Origin of the sequence: Amycolatopsis thailandensis (genome assembly GCF_002234405.1) — a bacterium.
In the GTDB taxonomy this organism is placed as follows: Bacteria; Actinomycetota; Actinomycetes; order Mycobacteriales; family Pseudonocardiaceae; genus Amycolatopsis; species Amycolatopsis thailandensis.
On the sequence record NZ_NMQT01000035.1, the window covers coordinates 1 to 17,542 of the forward strand.

A 17,542-nucleotide genomic window follows, 5' to 3' on the forward strand; every position below is an offset into this window, starting at 1 on the left:
GCCCCTCCGTGACCGTTGCCGTCTCTGGGGCGGCGGCAGGTCCGTGAAGGCCTCCTTGCCTACTCTCAGGGTAGGGAAGGAGGCCTTCACGGACACCCGAACGCCCCTGTGGCCCCAGGAACACCAGTAGTCACAGCGGTGCCGCAGTGATGGTCCCCTGCACCGCGCTAGATGCAATGAAAGGGACCATCACGTACCCGCAAGGTGGGCGAGGGCGGCGGCAGGTCTTCGGTGCGGGTCGCCGGGAGTGGCAAGTGTCGTTCTATTGAGGTGTGCGCCCAATGCGGCATTGGGGACGTTGAGTGTCCCCAATGCCACATTCGGGGCGATCCGGGATCGGGAGGCTCGACGGCATGCCTCGAAGGAGACATTCCCAGCGCACGATGCGGCGAAAGCCCATTTCGCGGCAACGGCGCACAGTATAGGGCGTTATACGCTCGTTAGGCCGTCCCGAGGAACTCCCCCACCACCGCCGCGAACTCCTCCGGCCTGACGGAGTGCACCCGATGCCCCGCCCCCTCGACGGTCACCAGACGGCAGTCCGGGATCAGCCCCCGCATCCGTTCCAGAGATTCGAGCGTGACGTGACTCGACGACCAGCCGCCGCACTCGTCCCGGCAGGTCGACGGCCAGGACACGGCGGTCCAGGCGGGACGCGAAATCGTCCCAGGTGCCGGATTTGCTGCCGAGGGCGTGCAGCAGGACCACAGGCACGCCGGTCCGCAGGCCGGTCTCTCGAAAGGCGAGCGTCACCCCGTCAGGTTAGGCCCGCAGGTGGGCCCGGTCCGGCGCGACGGCGTGCTGCAGCGGCTGGCCGAGCACGAACCGCCGTAGTTCCCCCGCCACGAGCTCGCCCATCCGCGCGCGCTCGGCGCCCAGCGCGCCGGCGAGGTGCGGAGTGAGCACGACGTTCGGCAGCGTGTACAGCGGCGAGTCCGGCGCGGGCGGTTCGGGCCAGGTGACGTCCAGGATCGCCGTCAGGTCGGGCCGCTCGCCCAGCACGGGAATGACCGACGGCTCGTCGACGACGGCGCCGCGAGCGGTGTTGATCAGTGTCGCGCCGATGCCCATCCTGGCCACCAGCCCCCCGTTCACCAGCCCCTCGGTCTCCGGGAGCAGCGGCGCGTGCAGGCTGACCACCGGGCAGGTGGCGAACAGTTCGTCCAGGCCGACCAGCCGCACACCGAGCTCGGCGGCGCGCGCCGAGTCGACGACGGGATCACTCGCCAGGACTTCCACGTCGAAACCGCGCAAATGCGACGCGACGAGAGCACCGATCTCGCCGAGACCGAGCAGGCCGACCCGGGAGCGATACGCCCCGGCGACCCTCGGGTCCGGCGGGTACGCCTTCCGCTCCCGGATCTCGCGGGAGATCCGGTGCACCTGCTTGAGTCCTAAGAGGACCTGGGCCAGGGTGAACTCGGCGACCGGGACGGCGTTCGCGGCCGCGGCGGACACGATCGGGAGCTCGCGCGCCCAGAACTCGGGCGTGGTCAGCGGCCGGACCGAACCGGCGGCGACGAGCACGGCGCGCAGGTCCGTCGCGTGTCCCAAGAGGACGGAGTCCAGCACCGGGGCACCCCAGCCCGACAGCAGGATTTCGACGCCTTCCAGGGCCGCCGGATCCTCCGCCAGCCGCTCTCGGGTGAGCGGCTCCCGCAGGTCCACCAGCGTTCCGATCTCCTTCAGCACCGCCTCGGGGTACACGTCGTCGCGGCGGCGTTCCTCCATCACGAGAAGCGCTGTCGGGCGGTGTTGCAGCTCGGTCATCCCTACCTCCGCCGGCGACCATACATCGGATGCCTGACCCGGTCCACGGACGGCCAGTCCCATACAGAGGCAAACCCTGCCGATTGAAATTCGTAATCATCGGACCATTGACCGGGCACCGGGAAAGCGCTTACCGTCCCTCCGGAGTAGACAGCGTGGTCCACAGTGAACAGGAGAAGCGATGCGGAAAACGCGGTGGATCGGCGTGGGACTCACGGTCTCAGCGCTGGTCCTTTCGGGCTGCTCGGCAGGCCCCGCCGGAACGAACGTCGCGCAGGACACCAAGGCACCCTTGGAACTGTGGACCCGGACGACTCCCGGCGGCGCGGGCGAGCAGGCCACCAAACGGCTCGCGGAGGCCTTCGAGAAGGCCACGGGATTCAAGGTGCAGGTCACCGCGATCTTCGACGACTTCGAGACGAAGCTGGCCCAGCGCGCCGCCCAGCGCGACCTGCCGGACATCGTGATGAACGACGTCACCCAGGTCGGAACGCTGAAGAGCCAGGGTCTCGTGCGTGAGATCGAACAGGGCAAGATCAAGCACGCCTCGGAGCTCACCGAGCAGGCGCTGAAGTCGAACCAGACCCCGGACGGCAAGCTGTACGGCCTGCCCTACAGCGCGCAGGCCTCGGCGCTGCTGATCCGCAAGGACTGGCGCGAGAAGCTCGGCAAGAGCGTCCCGCAGAGCTGGGCCGAACTGGCGGATCTCGCCAAGGCCTTCACCACCGGCGACCCGGACGGCAACGGGAAGAACGACACCGCGGGGCTGACCGCGACGCTGTCGACCAAGCGGGGCTACGCCTCCTGGTACTTCTCCAACTTCTTGTGGGCCGCCGGCGGCGACTTCATCACCGAAGCCGGTGGTGGCAAGTACAAGCCGTCGATGAGCACGCCCGAATCCGTCGCCGCGACGCAGTGGTTCCGCGACCTCGGCTGCAAGGACAACGTGATCCAGCCCGGTTCGGTCACCATGCCGACCCCGGCGACCAACGAGACCTTCGAAGCGGGCAAGGCCGGGATGTACGTCGTCGGCCCGTACCTGTTGCCGCGCTTCGACAAGTCGCTCGGCAAGGACAAGTACGAGGTCGTCCCGATGCCGAAGGGCGCCAAGAACTCCGACGTCCTGGCCGAGGGCCTGTCGATCTACATGATGGCCGGTTCGCCGAACCAGGCCGGGCAGGACGCCTTCGGTGACTTCGCGATCTCGGCCGACGGCCAGAAGATCGGCATGGAGGGCGAATCGGCCTTCATCGTGCAGCTCCCGGTGAACAAGAACGTCGACATCAGCCAGGTCCGCCCGGACCCGCGCTGGAAGACCTACGCCGAGATCTACGCCAAGTCCGGCCACTACGCGCCGTCCATCCCGAACTGGACGCCGGTCCGCCAGGACACCGCCGACACCGTCAGCGCGCTCGTCGCCGACTGCAAGCTCGACCTCAAGACGGAACTGGCCAAACTCGACACGAAGCTCACCGCGACCTTGCAGCAACAGGGGATCAGCGCGTCATGACCGTAGATCACGCCAAGCCGGCGGCCGTCGGCGCGGACCGTCCCGCCGTGAAGCGGACGCCCGCGCCGAAGGCCCGCAGGCGCAGCGACCGCGACGGGAAGTGGTGGACGCCGTGGCTGTTCCTGGCCCCCGCCCTGATCCTGTTCGTGTACTTCAAGTTCATCCCGATGATCACCGCGGTGACGATGTCCTTTCAGGACGTCCAGCCGTACCTGGGCAACCAGTGGGTCGGCGGGGAGAACTACAGCACCGTCCTCGGTGACGAGGCGTTCCACTCCGCGATCTGGCACACCGTCGTGATCGCGATCGGCCAGACGGCGGGGTCGATGGTCATCGGCCTCGCGCTCGCCCTGCTGATGGAGGGCCAGAGCAAGCGGCTGAAGTTCCTGCGGTCGGCGGCGTTCCTGCCGGTGGTCGTGCCGATCGCGGTGGTCGCCGAACTCTGGCGGATCATGTACCACCCGACCGAGGACGGGATGCTGAACTCCATCCTCGGCCTGGTCGGGCTGGGACCGTCGGGCTTCATCAACGATCCCGACACGTCGATGGTCTCGGTCATCATCACCGGCATCTGGCGCGGCGCGCCGTACGACATGATGATCTTCCTCGCGGGTCTCGCCGGGATCGACCGCGGGCTCTACGAAGCGGCCACTGTGGACGGTGCCTCGCGCTGGCGCAAGATCCTCCACGTGACGCTGCCGGGCCTGCGGTCGGTGTTCTCGATCCTGTTCGTCCTCGCGGCGATCCGCGGCCTGCGGGTGTTCACCGAGGTGTTCCTGCTGACCAACGGCGGGCCGAACGGCTCCACGGAAGTCGCGATGACCCTGATCTACAAACTCGGACTGGAACAGAACCGGCTGGGCGTCGGCGCGGCGGGAGCGGTCCTGCTGTTCCTCGCGACGCTCGTGCTGACCCTGTTCGTCCAGGTGCTCCGACGGAGGCGAGACGCATGACCGCGGCCAACGATTCGGCGCTCGGCCTCGACGCCGTCAAGTCGCCGGGCGGACGGATCCTTAAGTACGCCGTGTACGCCCTGCTGCTGGTGGTGTTCGCCGGCCCGTTGCTGGCGCTACTGGTCAGCGCGTTCAGCGACGTGTCCGACCCGACGGCGCTGAGCGTCGTCCCGTCGAGCCCCACCCTGGACAACTTCGGCATCGCGTTCGGCCACGGCGTCGGGCTGTACCTGCTGAACTCGTTCCTGGTGGTCGGTTTCGGCCTGCTGCTGCAGGTCGTCATCTCGGTGCTCGCCGGATATGCCTTGGCACGCAAGAAGTTCCGCTTCATGACCTTCGTGCTGGTCGCGATCCTGGCGACGCTGATGCTGCCGGAGGAGATCCTCGCGATCCCGCTGTCGCTGATCCTGTCCGACCTTCCCGTGGTGCACATCAACCTGATCGGCAGCCTGGCCGGGATGATCGTGCCACTCGGCGCGTGGGCCTTCTCGATCCTGGTGATGACCGAGTTCATGAAGGACGTGCCCCGCGAGCTCGAAGAGGCCGCGCGCATCGACGGCGCGGGCGACCTGCGGATCTTCGCGCAGATCATCCTGCCGATGTGCAAGCCCGCGCTCGGCGTGATCGGTGTCTTCGGCTTCACGATGATCTGGGACCAGTACCTGCTGCCGATGCTGGTCTCGTCCGACGCCTCGACGTACACGTTGCCGCTGGCCCTGCGCACCCTGCGCATCGACGCGGACGTGACGCCCGGCGTGATCATGGCGGCGTCGTTGCTGGCGCTGCTGCCCTCGGTCGCCGCGTTCCTGTTCTTCCAGCGTTCGTTCGTCCGCGGCCTCGCCTCGGGCGCGCTCAAGGGCTGACCCACAAACTCGAGGAGCGATCCTGCAGTGAGTTCCACCGCCTGGTTCACCCACGACCGGCTCGGGATGTTCGTCCACTGGGGACTGTATTCCCTGGCCGCCCGTCACGAATGGGTGCAGAACCGCGAAAAGCTGACCGACGAGCAGTACCGGGTCTACTTCGACCACTTCGAACCGGACAAGTACGACCCGCGTTCGTGGGCTTGCGCGGCGAAGGACGCGGGCATGACCTACGTCGTGCTCACCACCAAGCACCACGACGGTTTCTGCTTGTGGGACAGCGATCTCACCGACTTCAAGGTGACGAACACCCCGTACGGCGAGGATCTGCTCGAACCGTTCGTCGACGCGTGCCGCGAAGAGGGCTTGAAGGTCGGCTTCTATCACTCGCTGATCGACTGGCACCACCCCGCGTTCCCCGTCGACGGCACCCATCCCCGCCGTGACGACCAGGAGTACATCGCGGCTCACCAGTACGCCGACATCGCCGAGTACCAGCTCTACCTGCACGGCCAGGTCCGTGAACTGCTCACCCGCTTCGGCAAGATCGACTACCTGTTCTTCGACTTCTCCTACCAGGGCCGCAAGGAATGGTGGGGCGGCAAGGGGCCGGACGACTGGGACTCCCCCGGCCTGCTCGCGCTGGTCCGCGAACTCCAGCCCGGCATCCTGGTCAACGACCGCACCGGCATCCCCGGCGACTTCATCACCCCGGAGCAGTACCAGCCGTCCGGGCCGATGACCCGCGACGGCGTCCCCGTGGTGTGGGAGGCGTGCCAGACCCTCAACGGCAGCTGGGGTTACGACCGTGACAACCTCGACTACAAGAGCCCCGAACTGCTCATCCGGATGCTCGTCGACGGCGTGTCCAAGGACGGGAACCTGCTGCTCAACGTCGGGCCGAACGGCCGGGGCGAGATCGATCCGCGGGCGCACGAGGTGCTCGCCGAACTCGGCCGCTGGATGGACCGGCACGAACGGTCCATCCGCGGTTGCGGCCCCGCCGAGTTCACCGCACCCGCCGACGGACGCTACACCCAGCGTGAAGACCGGCTCTACCTGCACCTCTTCAGCTGGCCGATGAACCACGTCCACCTGCCCGGTCTCGCCGGACGGGTGCGCTACGCCCAGTTGCTCGACGACGCCTCGGAAATCCGGGTGGTGCACACGGAGCCCGGGCAGACCGCGCAGAACACCCAGATGGGCGGGCAGCCGGAAGGCACGCTCACCCTCAAGCTCCCGATCCGGAAACCGGACACCCCGGTCCCGGTGATCGAGCTGTTCCTCACCAGCCCCGCCGCCGCGGAAACCCTCCCCACCGATTGAGCACGGAGGCATCATGGATCGCAGAAGGTTCCTCACCGGCGCCACTCTCGGCGCCGCGCTGGTCACCGTTCCCTGGGTCACCGCCGGAACGGCGTCGGCCAAGCCGAACGGTCTGTGCGCGCTGAACGTCAGCTCGCTGACCGAACTGCAGAACGCCATCAATTCGGCGGCCGCGGGCGCGGTCATCACCGTGAACAACGGCACCTACACCGTGCCGACGGGCAAGCCGATCAGCATCAAGGGCAAGCGCGGCACCAAGGACCAGCCGATCACCATCGTCGCCCAGTCCACCGGCGGGGTGACCCTGAACGGTGAGCAGAGCTTCGTCTTCGACGACTCCACCGGTGTCACGATCAGCGGGTTCAATCTCCGGCAGAGCACCACGCTGGAGATCCCGCCGAACTGTTCCCGGATCCGCCTGACCCGCAACGATCTCCAGTTCGCCGACATCACGGACCTGCACTGGGTGATGGTCCGCGCCGACTACAGCAAGATCGACCGCAACCACTTCCACCACAAGACCACGCTCGGCGTCATGCTCTGCATCGAGGGCGCGGACGAAGACAAGATGGCGGTGGGCGTCCACGTCCTGCGGAACTACTTCTCCGACCACACCTTCGCCGGGGACAACGGCGGCGAGCCGATCCGGCTCGGCGTCAGCCCGCGCGCGCTGAGCACCGCCGGCGCCACGGTGGAGTACAACCTGTTCGAACGCGCGAACGGCGACCCGGAGGCGATCTCGGTCAAGTCGTCGGGCAACTTCATCCGCAACAACACCATCCGGAACAGCCTGGGCGGCATCGTGCTGCGCCACGGGAACAAGACCGTCGTCGAATCCAACTTCATCCTCGGCGGCAAGGAAGGCATCCGGATCTACGGCAACGACCACAAGATCCTCAACAACTACGTCGCCGGGCTGTCCAGCAACGCGCTGGTCCTCGGCAGCGGCTCCGTCCGGGACCACTTCCCGGGTGAATCGAAGGAATCGCGGCGCGGCAACGACGCGGCGGACCGCGTGCTCATCGCGCACAACACGCTGCTGAACAACAGCAGCACGCTCTCCGGCGAGACCAAGCGGACGATCGAACCGCGCGACTGCACGATCTCGGACAACCTCTTCGTCGGCGGCAACGGCGAACTGGTCGCGATGAGCACCACGGGCAACTTCACGTGGTCCGGGAACATCCTGTGGGGTTCGGCCGGGAACGGGAACATCCCGGCCGGCACCTTCCAGCGGGTCGACCCGAAGCTCGTGCAGGGCACCGACGGCGTCTCGCGGCTCGCCGCGGGCAGCCCCGCGATCGACGCGGCGACCCTGTCGCCCGCACCGGTCACGCTGGACATCGACGGTCAGTCCCGCGGCAGCAGCCGTGACGTCGGCGCCGACGAGTACTCGACGGCCGCCATCGCGAACCGGCCGCTCACCACCGCGGACGTCGGCCCCGGCGCGGCGTAGCCAGGCGGTCGACAACCAGGCGGTCGACAACCCGGCTGTCGACAACAGAGCCGGGCTCACGCCGGCGTCAGCCCACGCCGGCGTGAGCCCACCGCACCACCGAGGAGGAACCATGCCGCAGCGCGCCGCCGGTTCGGCCACCCTGGCCGACGTCGCCCGTGAGGCGGGAGTGTCGCTCGCGACGGCGTCGAGAGCGCTCAACGGCGGGACCAGACAGGTCAGCGGGACTCTGCGGGAGTCGGTGCTCCAGGCCGCGGAACGCTTGCAGTACACGGCGAACGTGCCCGCACAGGCGATGGCCCGCGGGCGCGGCAACGTCGTCGGGCTGCTGGTGCACGACATCGTCGACCCCTACTTCTCCTCGATCGCTTCCGGGGTCATGCGCGTGGCCGCCCGGCACGGGCTCACGGTCACCATCGCGAGCACGGAGAACCGGCCTGAGAAGGAACTCGAGTACGTCACGACCCTGCGCGGGCAACGGGCGCGAGCGGTCATCCTGGCCGGGTCGCGCAATGAAGACAGTGCCCTGCAACGGAACCTGACCAAAGAGCTCAAGGCGTTCGAGGCCGCCGACGGCCGGGTCGTGGTGATCGGGCAGCGGAAACTGCCGTTCGACACCGTCATGCTGGAGAACGGGCCCGGGGCGGCCGCCCTGGCCGGACGGCTCGCCGGGATCGGACACCGCGACTTCCTCGTCCTCGCCGGGCCGCCCGGACTGTTGACCTCACGCGATCGCGTCCTCGGCTTCCGCGACGGCCTCGCGCACCACGGTGTCTCCCTGCCGGCGAACCACGTCCTGCACGCGGAGTTCACCCGCGACGGCGGTTACGCGGCGATGGTGCGAGCGCTGGAAAGCGGCTTCCGGGGCTGTGTCTTCGCGGTCAACGACGTGATGGCCGTCGGCGCGATGGCCGCCTGCCGCGACCACGGCCTCGACGTACCGGAGCACATCGCGATCGCGGGCTTCGACGACATCATCACCTTGCGCGACATAAGGCCTTCGCTGTCCACCGTGCGCGTCCCGATCGAGCGCATGGGCGAGCAGGCCCTCGACTTCATCCTCGACGACCGCGCGGCCAGTCCCCGCGTCAAGCCGATCACCGGTGAGGTCGTGCTGCGGGAAAGCACTCAACCGTTGGAGGGAAAATGATCCGCCCGGGACTGTGTTCGGTGACGCTGCGACGGCTGGACGCCGACGAGGTGGCCCGCCGCGCCGAAGAAGCCGGGCTGCAAGTGATCGAGTGGGGTGCCGACGTCCATGTGCGCCCCGGCGACGATTGGGCGGCCGAGCGCGCGTTCGAAGCCATGGCGCGGCACGGGCTGACCTGCGATTCCTACGGTTCCTACTTCCGTGCCACCCCGGTGGAGTCCGGGAAGTTCGGCGAGATCGCCGCCACCGCCGTCCGGCTCGGCGCGTCCCGGGTCCGGGTGTGGGCGGGCAAGGCGGGTTCCGAGGACGTCGACTCCTACGAACGCGAGCAGGTCGTCGCCGGTCTCCGCGAGGCCGCCGACGTCGCGAACGAACACGGGCTGGAGGTCGCCCTGGAGTTCCACGGCGGGACCCTGACCGACACCGCCGAATCGACCGTCCGGCTGCTCGACGAGGTCGGCCGCGACAACCTCGGCACCTACTGGCAGCCACCGCAGGACCTGCCGGACGAGCAAGCGCTGGCCGGCCTTGAGCTGGTCCTCGAACGTGTCCGCGCGGTGCACGTGTTCTCGTGGTGGCCCAGCAACGAGCGGCATCCGCTGACCGCCAGGACTGAGCTGTGGACGGCGGCGTTCGGGCTGCTCGCCAACGCCGGACGCCCGTTCGACGCGCTGCTGGAGTTCGTCCCGGACAACGATCCCGACCTGATCCCCGGCGAGGCCGATTCCCTGCGCAAGCTGATCGAGGCGGGCGCGTGAAGTACACCGAAGCCGACAGGCTGCTGTTCGCCGGTGACTCCATCACCGACTCCAGCCGCGACCGCACCGATCCGGCCTCACTGGGCAAGGGCTACGTCCGGCAGATCGCGGAACTGCTGGGTGACGGGCCTGAGGTGATCAACCGGGGCGTCAACGGCAACCGGATCTACGACCTGGAAGCCCGCTGGACCACCGACGTCCTCGCGGCGCGGCCCACGGTGCTGACGGTGAAGATCGGCATCAACGACACCTGGCGGACCTTCGACCGCGGCCTGCCGAGCCCGATCGGGAAATTCCGCGCCGCCTACACCCGGCTGCTGGCCAGTGCTCGGCAGCACCTCCCGGCCGAGTTGTACGTGATCACGCCGTTCCTGCTGCCGGTGGAGCCGGAACAGCAAGAATGGGAAGGCGATCTGGCGCCCCGGATCGAAGCCGCGATCGACGTGGCCACCCAATTCGGCGCGCGGCTGATCCGCGCGGATCTGTTCATGCCGCGCGCGGCGGCCGAACACGGGGCGGCGACGCTGGCCCCGGACGGTGTCCATCCCAGCCCGCTCGGACACCGGTTGCTCGCCGAGGCCTGGCTCACGGCGGCCGGTGCGCCGGTCGAAGAGGTCCCGCTGTCCTAGCGGTTAGAGTTGCGTCGTGAACCGGGATGCCATCATTGCCGGGCGGTACCGGCTGGAGCGCGAAGTCGGCCGGGGCGCGATGGGCGTGGTGTGGCGGGCGCGGGACGAACGGCTCGATCGCACGGTCGCGGTCAAGCAGCTGCTGCCGGACAACTCGCGCGACGATGCCCCGTTCCGGTCGATCGTGCGCGCGATGCGGGAGGCCCGGGTCGCCGCGCGGCTCAAGCATCCGCACGCCGTCACCGTGTACGACGTCGCCGAACAGGACGGGACCCCGTTCCTGGTCATGGAGTTCCTGCCGTCACGGCCGCTGACGGAACTCCTCGCCGACGACGGCCCGCTCCCCGCCGGCCGGGTGGCGGAGCTCGGCGCGCAGATCGCGTCGGCGCTGGCGGCGGCCCACGAGGACGGCATCCTGCACCGGGACGTCACCCCCAACAACATCCTGATCACCAAGGACGGCCAGGCGAAGATCGCCGACTTCGGCCTGTCCCACGCCACCGGCGAAGGCACCATGACCGGTGACGGCCTCGTCGTCGGCACTCCGGCGTTCCTCTCCCCCGAGGTCGCGGACGGCGAGGAACCCGGCTACCCGTCGGACGTGTTCTCCCTCGGCTCCACGCTCTACACGGCGTTGGAGGGCGCGCCGCCGTTCGGCGCCGACGGCAACCAGATCGCGCTCCTCAAACGGGTCGCGCGCGGCGAGATCACCGCTCCACGCGCCACCGGCCCGCTCACGGACGTCCTGCTGCGGCTGCTGCGGCGGGACCCCGGGGAGCGGCCGGACATGGCCGAGGCCGAGCGGATGCTCAGCGCCGTCGCCGACGGCCGTCCGGCGATCCTGGCCGGTACGAAACGGCTTCCCGCGCCCGCCCGCCGTTCGCGGCTGCCGTTCGCCATCGCGGGCGGAGTGGTGGTGGCGGGCGGAGTCCTGGCGGGGATCCTCCTGGTCGACGACGCACCCGATGTCCCGGTGGCGGCGCCGGCTGCTCCCGCCGCGAGCGCTCCCGCCGCGAAGCCGATGTGCGAAGCGCGTTACGAAGTGGCCAGCCGCTGGCCCGGCGGCTCGGAGATCCGCGTGTCCGTCCGGAACTCCCAGGACACCCGCCTCACCGGCTGGGAGGTCAGCTGGACCCTGCCGCCGGGGACGAAGATCGCCAACCTGTGGAACGGTTCCCTCGCACAGGACGGCGATCGGGTGCGAGTGTCCGAAGTGGACTGGAACGCGGTACTGCCCGCGGGCGGGACGACCACGTTCGGCTTCATCGCGACCACCGGTGACGACGGCGGGGACGCGCCGGTCGCGGAGTGCCGGAGTTCCTGAGAACGCGTTTCGTCCTCTGGATGCGGTAGTTGCCCGTGCAACTACCGCATCCAGAGGACGAAACGCGTTCTAGCGGGCGGTGGATTCGCGCGCGTTCAGCCGCACCGGCACTTCGATCCGGACCGGCTCGGTGCCCCGGGCGACGCCCTCGACGAGGTCCATCAACGCCGTGGCGGCGCGGCCGCCCACCTCGCGTGGATGGACGAACATGCCGGTCACCTGCGGCGACGTCAGCCGGAGCGAACCGCTGTCGACCGCGCTGCAGATCCCGAGCGCGCCGGGCACCGCGATGCTCCGGCGGCGTGCCTCGTGCAGAACGCCGAGCGCCAGGTTCTCCGACGTCGTGAAGACCGCGTCCGGGCACACCGGCCGGTCGAGCAGCCTGCCCAGCGCCTCGGCCGTGCCTTCGGTGGTCGGCGGTTCGTCGATCTCGACCACCACCGGCTCCAGCCCCCGGTCTTCCGCCCAGCCGGTGTAGCCCGCGACCAGATCCGCCGCGTAGGAACGGCCGGTGTCGGTGGTGATCATCGCCGGTCGCGCGTAACCGTTGTCCGCCAGGTGATCCAGCATCAGCCGGGCGGCCTCGACCAGGTCGTTGTCCACGACGACCGGCACGGGACACGGCGCCGCCATCGGGCGTCCGACGGTCACCAGCGGCCGGTCACGGCACCAGCCCGAAGCGAAGAACGGCTCGTCGCCACGAGGATCCACCAGGATGGCGCCGTCGACCGAAAACGCGTTCAGCCGGTCGAGGTCCGCGTCCGTCGGGGCCAGCAGCAGGGCGTACGAGCGCTTCGACGCGGCCTCGGCGGCCCCGTTGAGGACTTCGAGGAAGTAGTCCGAGTTGGGCACGAGCGCGCAGGCGCTGCTCGCGTCGACCGAGTTCGCGAGCTGGATCGCCAGGGTGCGGCTGCGCCGGGTGACCAGCTGCTGGGCGTGCACGCTCGCCTGGTAGCCGAGCTCGGCCGCCGCCCGCGCGACGCGCTGCCGGGTCTCCTCGGAGATCCGGCCCTGCCCGCTGAGCACGTGGGAGACGGTGGTGATCGAGACCCCCGCGGCGGCGGCGACGTCACGGATGGTCGTCGGCACTCAGACCTCCACGGGCGGTCCCCAAACGCGGTTCGGCCGGTCGGTGTCCAGCCGGTAGTCGGTGACGTGGGCGTCGCCCAGCCTACGTCCGAGGTCCGCCGCCGCCTCCAGCGGCCGGGCCGGATCGCGCTCCACCTCGCCCCGGCTGTTGCCGACCCCGACGACGATCCCGGCCAGGTCCTGGCGCAGGTACCGGGTGAGCTCCTGGAACTGGGCCTCGAGGCCGAGCGTCGCGCCGCGATAGCTCTCTTCGCAGGAGATCAGCACGGCGGCGCGTTTGTTCATCAGCCCCGGCACGACCTCGCCGGTATGCGGCGAACTGCCGGAGGTGTAACAGAAAAGGCGGTCGAAGAAGGATTTGAGCCGGCCGGTCATGCCGTACCAGTGCAGCGGTGTCGCGTAGACGATCGCGTCCGCCGGGAGCACGTGGTCGAACAGCAGCCGCTCGTAGTCGTCCGCGATCCCGCAGGACCGGTCGCTCAACCGGCACTCGCGGCAGTCCCCCAGCGGCGACTCGACGAAATCGGAGAGGCGGACGAAGCCGACCGTGTGCCCGGCTTCCTCCGCTCCCTTGCCCAGCGCCTGGGCGAGCGCCCAGGAATTGCCCTCACGACGCGGGCTCGAATCCAGCACCAAGACCTTCACGTGGTTCTCCCCGGAGAGACTGCAAAAACGCTTTTGCAGTCTCTCCGGGGAGGTATCACCTGTCAAGCGGTCAAGCGACCTTGGCGGCGGCCGCGAGGATGACCTCCGCGACGACGTCCGGCCGCGAGACCGAGACCGCGTGCGAGGCGTCGATCCTGGTGACCTCCGAACCGGCGCGCTCGGACATGAACGCCTGCGCGGCGGCGGGGATCGCGTGGTCCTGCTCGGCGATCAGCGCCCAGGACGGCACGTTCTTCCAGGCAGGCTCGCCGTCGAACGGGGTGCCGAGCGCGCGCTCGGTGACCGGGCGCTGGGTGACGGCCATGACGTCGGCGGTCTCCGCGGGAACGTCGGCCGCGAACACGTCCGAGAAGTTCTCGGGCTTGATCGACAGCTCGCCCTGCGAGGCGAGGACGTTCGTGGTGTCCGGGCCGAGCTTGCTTCCCTCGAACCGGCCGGACAGCTCGAACACGCTCTCCCCCGCTTCCGGCTGGAAAGCGGCGATGTAGACGAGCGCCTTGACGTTCGGCGCGGTGGTGGCCGCGCGGCTGATCACCACACCGCCGTAGGAGTGCCCGGCCAGCACCACGGGGCCGTCCACTCCGTTGACGACGTCGGCGACGTAGTCCGCGTCGGACTCGATCCCGCGCAGCGGGTTCGACGCGGCCAGCACCCGGTAGCCCTGCTCACGCAGCTTCGGGACGACGCCGTTCCAGCTGGACGAGTCGGCGAAAGCACCGTGGACCAGGACGATGGTGGGCTTCTGGTTGCTCATGATGGCTCCTCGAAGTCAGGAAGAATGATCGGTCTTTCTGCCTGAACGATGCTCGTCCGGAACACCTTCCGCAACGTGACGAAGACGACTTAGTGGAATGACCGTTCTTTCTCTACAGTTGAGAGATGCCGACTGTCGACCGGGACGTCCACCCGAAGATCCGGCTGCTCGAGACAGCGTCACGGCTGTTCTACGCCGAGGGCATCCACGCCGTCGGAGTGGAGCGCCTGGTCTCCGAAGCGGCCGTGACCAGGGCGACCTTCTACCGCCACTACCCCACCAAGGACGACCTCGTCGCCGCGTACCTGAGCACCACGAGCGAGCAGATCCGCGCGGGTGTGGGCGCGGTGACCAGCGGGAAGCCTCCTCGCGAAGCACTACTCGGCGCGCTGGGCATCGTCGGCGACCGGACGCTCGACGACGACTTCCGCGGCTGCCAGTTCCTCAACGCCGCCGCCGAATACCCCGATCCCGCACACCAGGTCCGGCAGGTCATCGACGACCACCGGGATTGGTTCTTCGGCGTCCTGCGCGACCTGGCTCGCGACGCGGGTCACGCCGATCCCGACCACGCCGCGCGCACCCTCGTCCTGCTCCGCGACGGCGCGCTGCACGGCGGGAACCTCGACGACGCGGAAACCGTGCGCACGACCCTGCGCCGCGCTGTCACCGAGGTCGTCGCCTGAGCCGTCGCCCTATCTTGTCCGGCACTGTCGTCACGGACAGGACATAGCGCCTTCTCGACGGTCGTAACAAGTGCTACCTTCGCGAGAGGGGGCCCGGCCGGATCGAGGAGCGGCGACGATGAGCCTTTCTCCCAGCGCGCACGTCGACCCGTTCTGCCGCGACCGGCTGCCGCCCGCCGACCAGTGGCCACAGCTCGTGTTCGACCTCCCGGAACTGCGGTATCCCGACAGGCTGAACGCCGCGACCACGCTGCTCGACGAGACCGTCGAGCGACTGGGCCCGGACAGGCCCTGTCTGTCTTCGCCCGCCGAAACGTGGACCTACGGCGAAGTCCTGGCCCGCGCCAACCGGGTCGCGCATGTCCTGGTCACCGATTTCGGTGTCGTCCCCGGCGACCGGGTTCTGTTGCGGGGCACCAACACCCCGTGGCTCGCGGCGGTGTGGCTGGCCGTCCTCAAGGCGGGCGCGGTGGCCGTCACGACCATGCCGATGCTGCGGCGGGCCGAACTGGACAAGATCGCCGGTCGCGCGAAGCCCGCGATCGCCGTCTGCGACGAACGCCTCCTGGACGAACTCCCGCCGGATCTGCCCGTCGTGTCCTACGGAACGGATCTCGCCGCCCGGGCGGAACGGCATCCGGCGACGTTCGCCGACGTCCCGACAGCGGCCGATGACGTCGCCCTGCTCGCCTTCACCTCCGGCACGACGGGATCCCCCAAGGCGACGATGCACTTCCACCGCGATCTGCTCGCGATCGCCGACACGTTCTCCCGGCATGTCGTGCGACCGGCCGCGGACGATCTCTTCTGCGGCACGCCACCGCTCGCTTTCACCTTCGGCCTCGGCGGGCTGCTGATCTTCCCCCTGCGAGCGGGTGCGGCGACGCTTCTGGTCGAACGCGCGACTCCGGCGGAACTCGCCGCCGTCGTCGCCGACAAGGGCGTCACGGTCCTCTTCACCGCCCCGACCGCGTACCGGGCGATCTTGAACTCCGGCCACGGAGGGCTCCTCGCCGGGGTACGCCGCGCGATCTCGGCGGGCGAGTCGCTCCCCGCTCCCGTGGCCGAGCGGTACCGGGAGGTCGTCGGACGGCCGCTCATCGACGGGCTCGGCAGCACCGAAATGCTGCACGTGTTCATCTCCGCCGCCGACGACGACGCGCGTCCGGGCGCGACCGGGAAGGTCGTCCCCGGCTACCGGGCCGCCGTCCTCGACATCGACGGCTCGCCCGTCCCCGACGGAACGCCCGGTTTCCTCGCGGTGCGAGGCCCCACGGGCTGCCGGTACCTCGAAGACCCGCGCCAGCGGGACTACGTCCGCGACGGCTGGAACATCACCGGCGACACCTACGTCCGGGACGCGGACGGCTACTTCCGGTTCGTCGCGCGCAGCGACGACATGATCATCTCGTCGGGCTACAACATCGCCGCCCCCGAGGTCGAAGAAGTCCTGCTCGCCCATCCGGACGTGGAGGAATGCGCCGTGATCGGCACGCCAGACCCGGACCGCGGTTCGATCGTGACGGCGTTCGTCGTGCCGCGTCCCGGCGTCGAAGAAGGCCCGCGGTTCGCGCAGGCGCTCCAGGATCACGCGAAAGCGACTGCCGCGCCGTACAAGTATCCGCGCCGCGTCCGGTTCATCGAGGCGTTGCCACGCAACGCGAGCGGGAAGCTTCAGCGCTACTTGCTGCGTGAACTGTGAGCGCCGGGAAGCGGTTCGCCGTGGTCGGCGCGCAGGCCGTCGAGGGAGATGCGCAGCAGCCGGTTCCACATAAGCGGGTGACCCCCGTCGGTGAGCTGCACGGCGTGGCCCAATGAGACCAGCAGGAGCAGCAGGTCTTCGGTGGTCACACCGGCCCGTAGGAGATCCTCGGCGCCGGCGCGCAGTTCTTCGATGACGAGCCGGAGCTGCCGGATACCCTCCAGATCGGGGTCCGACCAGGTCAGCGCGAAGTTCTCGACGATCACCCGGTGGCGCGCGTAGCCGGTCAGAGCCTGCTCGTAGAAGTCGGTGAGCGCCGCCCAGGGATCCTCGGCACCGATCGCCGCCCGGCGCGCGGATTCCGCCCACCTCGAGAAGTCCTGACGCAGGACCGTCCGGATGAGATCTTCCTTTTTCGGGAAGTGCCGGTAGAGGGTGCCCATGCCCACGCCACTACGGCGGGCGATCTCGCGGACGTCCACCGCGGTGCCCTGCTCGGCCAGCACTTCGGTGGCTGCCTCGACGATCGCCTCCTGGTTGCGGATCGCGTCCGCGCGCCGTCGGGGCCGATTGCTCCGGGGTCAGGATCACGGGCTGCCACTCGTGCACGGTCCGGTAGTACTTGGTGATCGGATCGGCGGTGGCCTCGTGCAGCCCGGAAGTGGCGGCGAGATCCTCCGAAACGTAGACCGCGAGACGCTCCCGCGAGCACCGCACTTCCGCCTGCCCGGTCACCAGGTAGCAAAAGCTCGTCTCCGGGCGCCGCGCCAGCGCGGTACCGGCGGTCCTGGCGAGACCGGCGCGGCTTTGGCCCGCACCAGCATCGGCACCCCGTGCGGCGTCACCGCGATCACGGTGACGATCCCGTTCTCCAGCAGCCGGGCCCCGCGCCTGGCCACGGTAGGT

Annotated in this window: 18 protein-coding genes; 11 read left to right on the forward strand and 7 right to left on the reverse strand. The window is 69.2% G+C overall.

Going from position 1 to position 17,542, the window contains the following annotated elements; genetic code table 11:
• Positions 1-440: 440 nt before the first annotated feature.
• Entirely contained in the window at positions 441-638 is a 198-nt protein-coding gene (locus CFP71_RS11280; RefSeq protein ID WP_244199631.1) for an alpha/beta fold hydrolase, read from the reverse strand.
• Between the two features lie 124 nt (positions 639-762).
• Positions 763-1,770 carry a hydroxyacid dehydrogenase gene (locus CFP71_RS11285; RefSeq protein WP_093933790.1) on the reverse strand — a complete coding sequence of 336 codons (1,008 nt, stop codon included), beginning with the start codon at positions 1,768-1,770 and terminating at the stop codon, positions 763-765.
• 181 nt (positions 1,771-1,951) lie between these two features.
• Between CFP71_RS11285 and CFP71_RS11290 the strand changes: the two genes are divergently transcribed.
• The 9 genes from CFP71_RS11290 to CFP71_RS11330 all read left to right on the forward strand — a co-directional run bounded on the left by CFP71_RS11290 (position 1,952) and on the right by CFP71_RS11330 (position 11,739).
• Positions 1,952-3,280, forward strand: coding sequence for a sugar ABC transporter substrate-binding protein (locus tag CFP71_RS11290; protein WP_093933791.1), 1,329 nt, complete (start codon positions 1,952-1,954; stop codon positions 3,278-3,280).
• Positions 3,277-4,233 carry a carbohydrate ABC transporter permease gene (locus CFP71_RS11295; RefSeq protein ID WP_093933792.1) on the forward strand — a complete coding sequence of 319 codons (957 nt, stop codon included), beginning with the start codon at positions 3,277-3,279 and terminating at the stop codon, positions 4,231-4,233. Before CFP71_RS11290 ends, CFP71_RS11295 begins: the two co-directional genes overlap by 4 nt.
• Entirely contained in the window at positions 4,230-5,096 is an 867-nt protein-coding gene (locus tag CFP71_RS11300; protein ID WP_093933793.1) for a carbohydrate ABC transporter permease, read from the forward strand. Before CFP71_RS11295 ends, CFP71_RS11300 begins: the two co-directional genes overlap by 4 nt.
• 27 nt (positions 5,097-5,123) lie before the next feature.
• Positions 5,124-6,422, forward strand: a complete 1,299-nt coding sequence (locus CFP71_RS11305) for an alpha-L-fucosidase (RefSeq protein ID WP_093933794.1) — start codon at positions 5,124-5,126, stop codon at positions 6,420-6,422.
• Positions 6,423-6,435: 13 nt separating this feature from the next.
• Positions 6,436-7,878: a polysaccharide lyase 6 family protein gene (locus tag CFP71_RS11310; protein ID WP_093933795.1), complete on the forward strand. Its 1,443-nt coding sequence runs from the start codon at positions 6,436-6,438 to the stop codon at positions 7,876-7,878.
• 112 nt (positions 7,879-7,990) lie between these two features.
• Entirely contained in the window at positions 7,991-9,028 is a 1,038-nt protein-coding gene (locus CFP71_RS11315; RefSeq protein ID WP_093933796.1) for a LacI family DNA-binding transcriptional regulator, read from the forward strand.
• Complete coding sequence (locus CFP71_RS11320) at positions 9,025-9,786, forward strand: sugar phosphate isomerase/epimerase family protein (protein ID WP_244199632.1); 762 nt, start codon at positions 9,025-9,027, stop codon at positions 9,784-9,786. The genes CFP71_RS11315 and CFP71_RS11320 overlap by 4 nt, the downstream gene beginning before the upstream one ends.
• A complete protein-coding gene (locus tag CFP71_RS11325) occupies positions 9,783-10,415 on the forward strand; it encodes an SGNH/GDSL hydrolase family protein (RefSeq protein WP_093933797.1) in 633 nt (210 codons plus the stop codon). Before CFP71_RS11320 ends, CFP71_RS11325 begins: the two co-directional genes overlap by 4 nt.
• Positions 10,416-10,431: 16 nt before the next feature.
• Positions 10,432-11,739 (forward strand): protein kinase domain-containing protein, encoded by a 1,308-nt coding sequence (locus tag CFP71_RS11330; RefSeq protein ID WP_093933798.1) that lies wholly within the window; start codon positions 10,432-10,434, stop codon positions 11,737-11,739.
• A 69-nt stretch (positions 11,740-11,808) separates the two neighbouring features.
• Here CFP71_RS11330 and CFP71_RS11335 read toward each other — a convergent pair whose 3' ends face one another.
• The 3 genes from CFP71_RS11335 to CFP71_RS11345 all read right to left on the reverse strand — a co-directional run bounded on the left by CFP71_RS11335 (position 11,809) and on the right by CFP71_RS11345 (position 14,248).
• Positions 11,809-12,828, reverse strand: a complete 1,020-nt coding sequence (locus CFP71_RS11335; protein ID WP_093933799.1) for a LacI family DNA-binding transcriptional regulator — start codon at positions 12,826-12,828, stop codon at positions 11,809-11,811.
• Positions 12,829-13,473: a flavodoxin family protein gene (locus CFP71_RS11340; protein WP_093933800.1), complete on the reverse strand. Its 645-nt coding sequence runs from the start codon at positions 13,471-13,473 to the stop codon at positions 12,829-12,831.
• Between the two features lie 70 nt (positions 13,474-13,543).
• The gene (locus tag CFP71_RS11345; RefSeq protein ID WP_093933801.1) at positions 13,544-14,248 is read right to left on the reverse strand and encodes an alpha/beta fold hydrolase; all 705 of its coding nucleotides are present in this window, start codon (positions 14,246-14,248) and stop codon (positions 13,544-13,546) included.
• 125 nt (positions 14,249-14,373) lie between these two features.
• Between CFP71_RS11345 and CFP71_RS11350 the strand changes: the two genes are divergently transcribed.
• On the forward strand, positions 14,374-14,934 hold the full coding sequence (locus CFP71_RS11350) for a TetR/AcrR family transcriptional regulator (RefSeq protein WP_093933802.1): 561 nt from the start codon (positions 14,374-14,376) through the stop codon (positions 14,932-14,934).
• 118 nt (positions 14,935-15,052) lie between these two features.
• Complete coding sequence (locus tag CFP71_RS11355; RefSeq protein ID WP_093933803.1) at positions 15,053-16,636, forward strand: AMP-binding protein; 1,584 nt, start codon at positions 15,053-15,055, stop codon at positions 16,634-16,636.
• Here CFP71_RS11355 and CFP71_RS11360 read toward each other — a convergent pair.
• Positions 16,615-17,142, reverse strand: coding sequence for a TetR/AcrR family transcriptional regulator (locus CFP71_RS11360; protein ID WP_244199633.1), 528 nt, complete (start codon positions 17,140-17,142; stop codon positions 16,615-16,617). The genes CFP71_RS11355 and CFP71_RS11360 overlap by 22 nt on opposite strands.
• A 225-nt stretch (positions 17,143-17,367) precedes the next feature.
• Positions 17,368-17,535: a hypothetical protein gene (locus CFP71_RS44620; protein WP_208635930.1), complete on the reverse strand. Its 168-nt coding sequence runs from the start codon at positions 17,533-17,535 to the stop codon at positions 17,368-17,370.
• Positions 17,536-17,542: the final 7 nt, after the last annotated feature.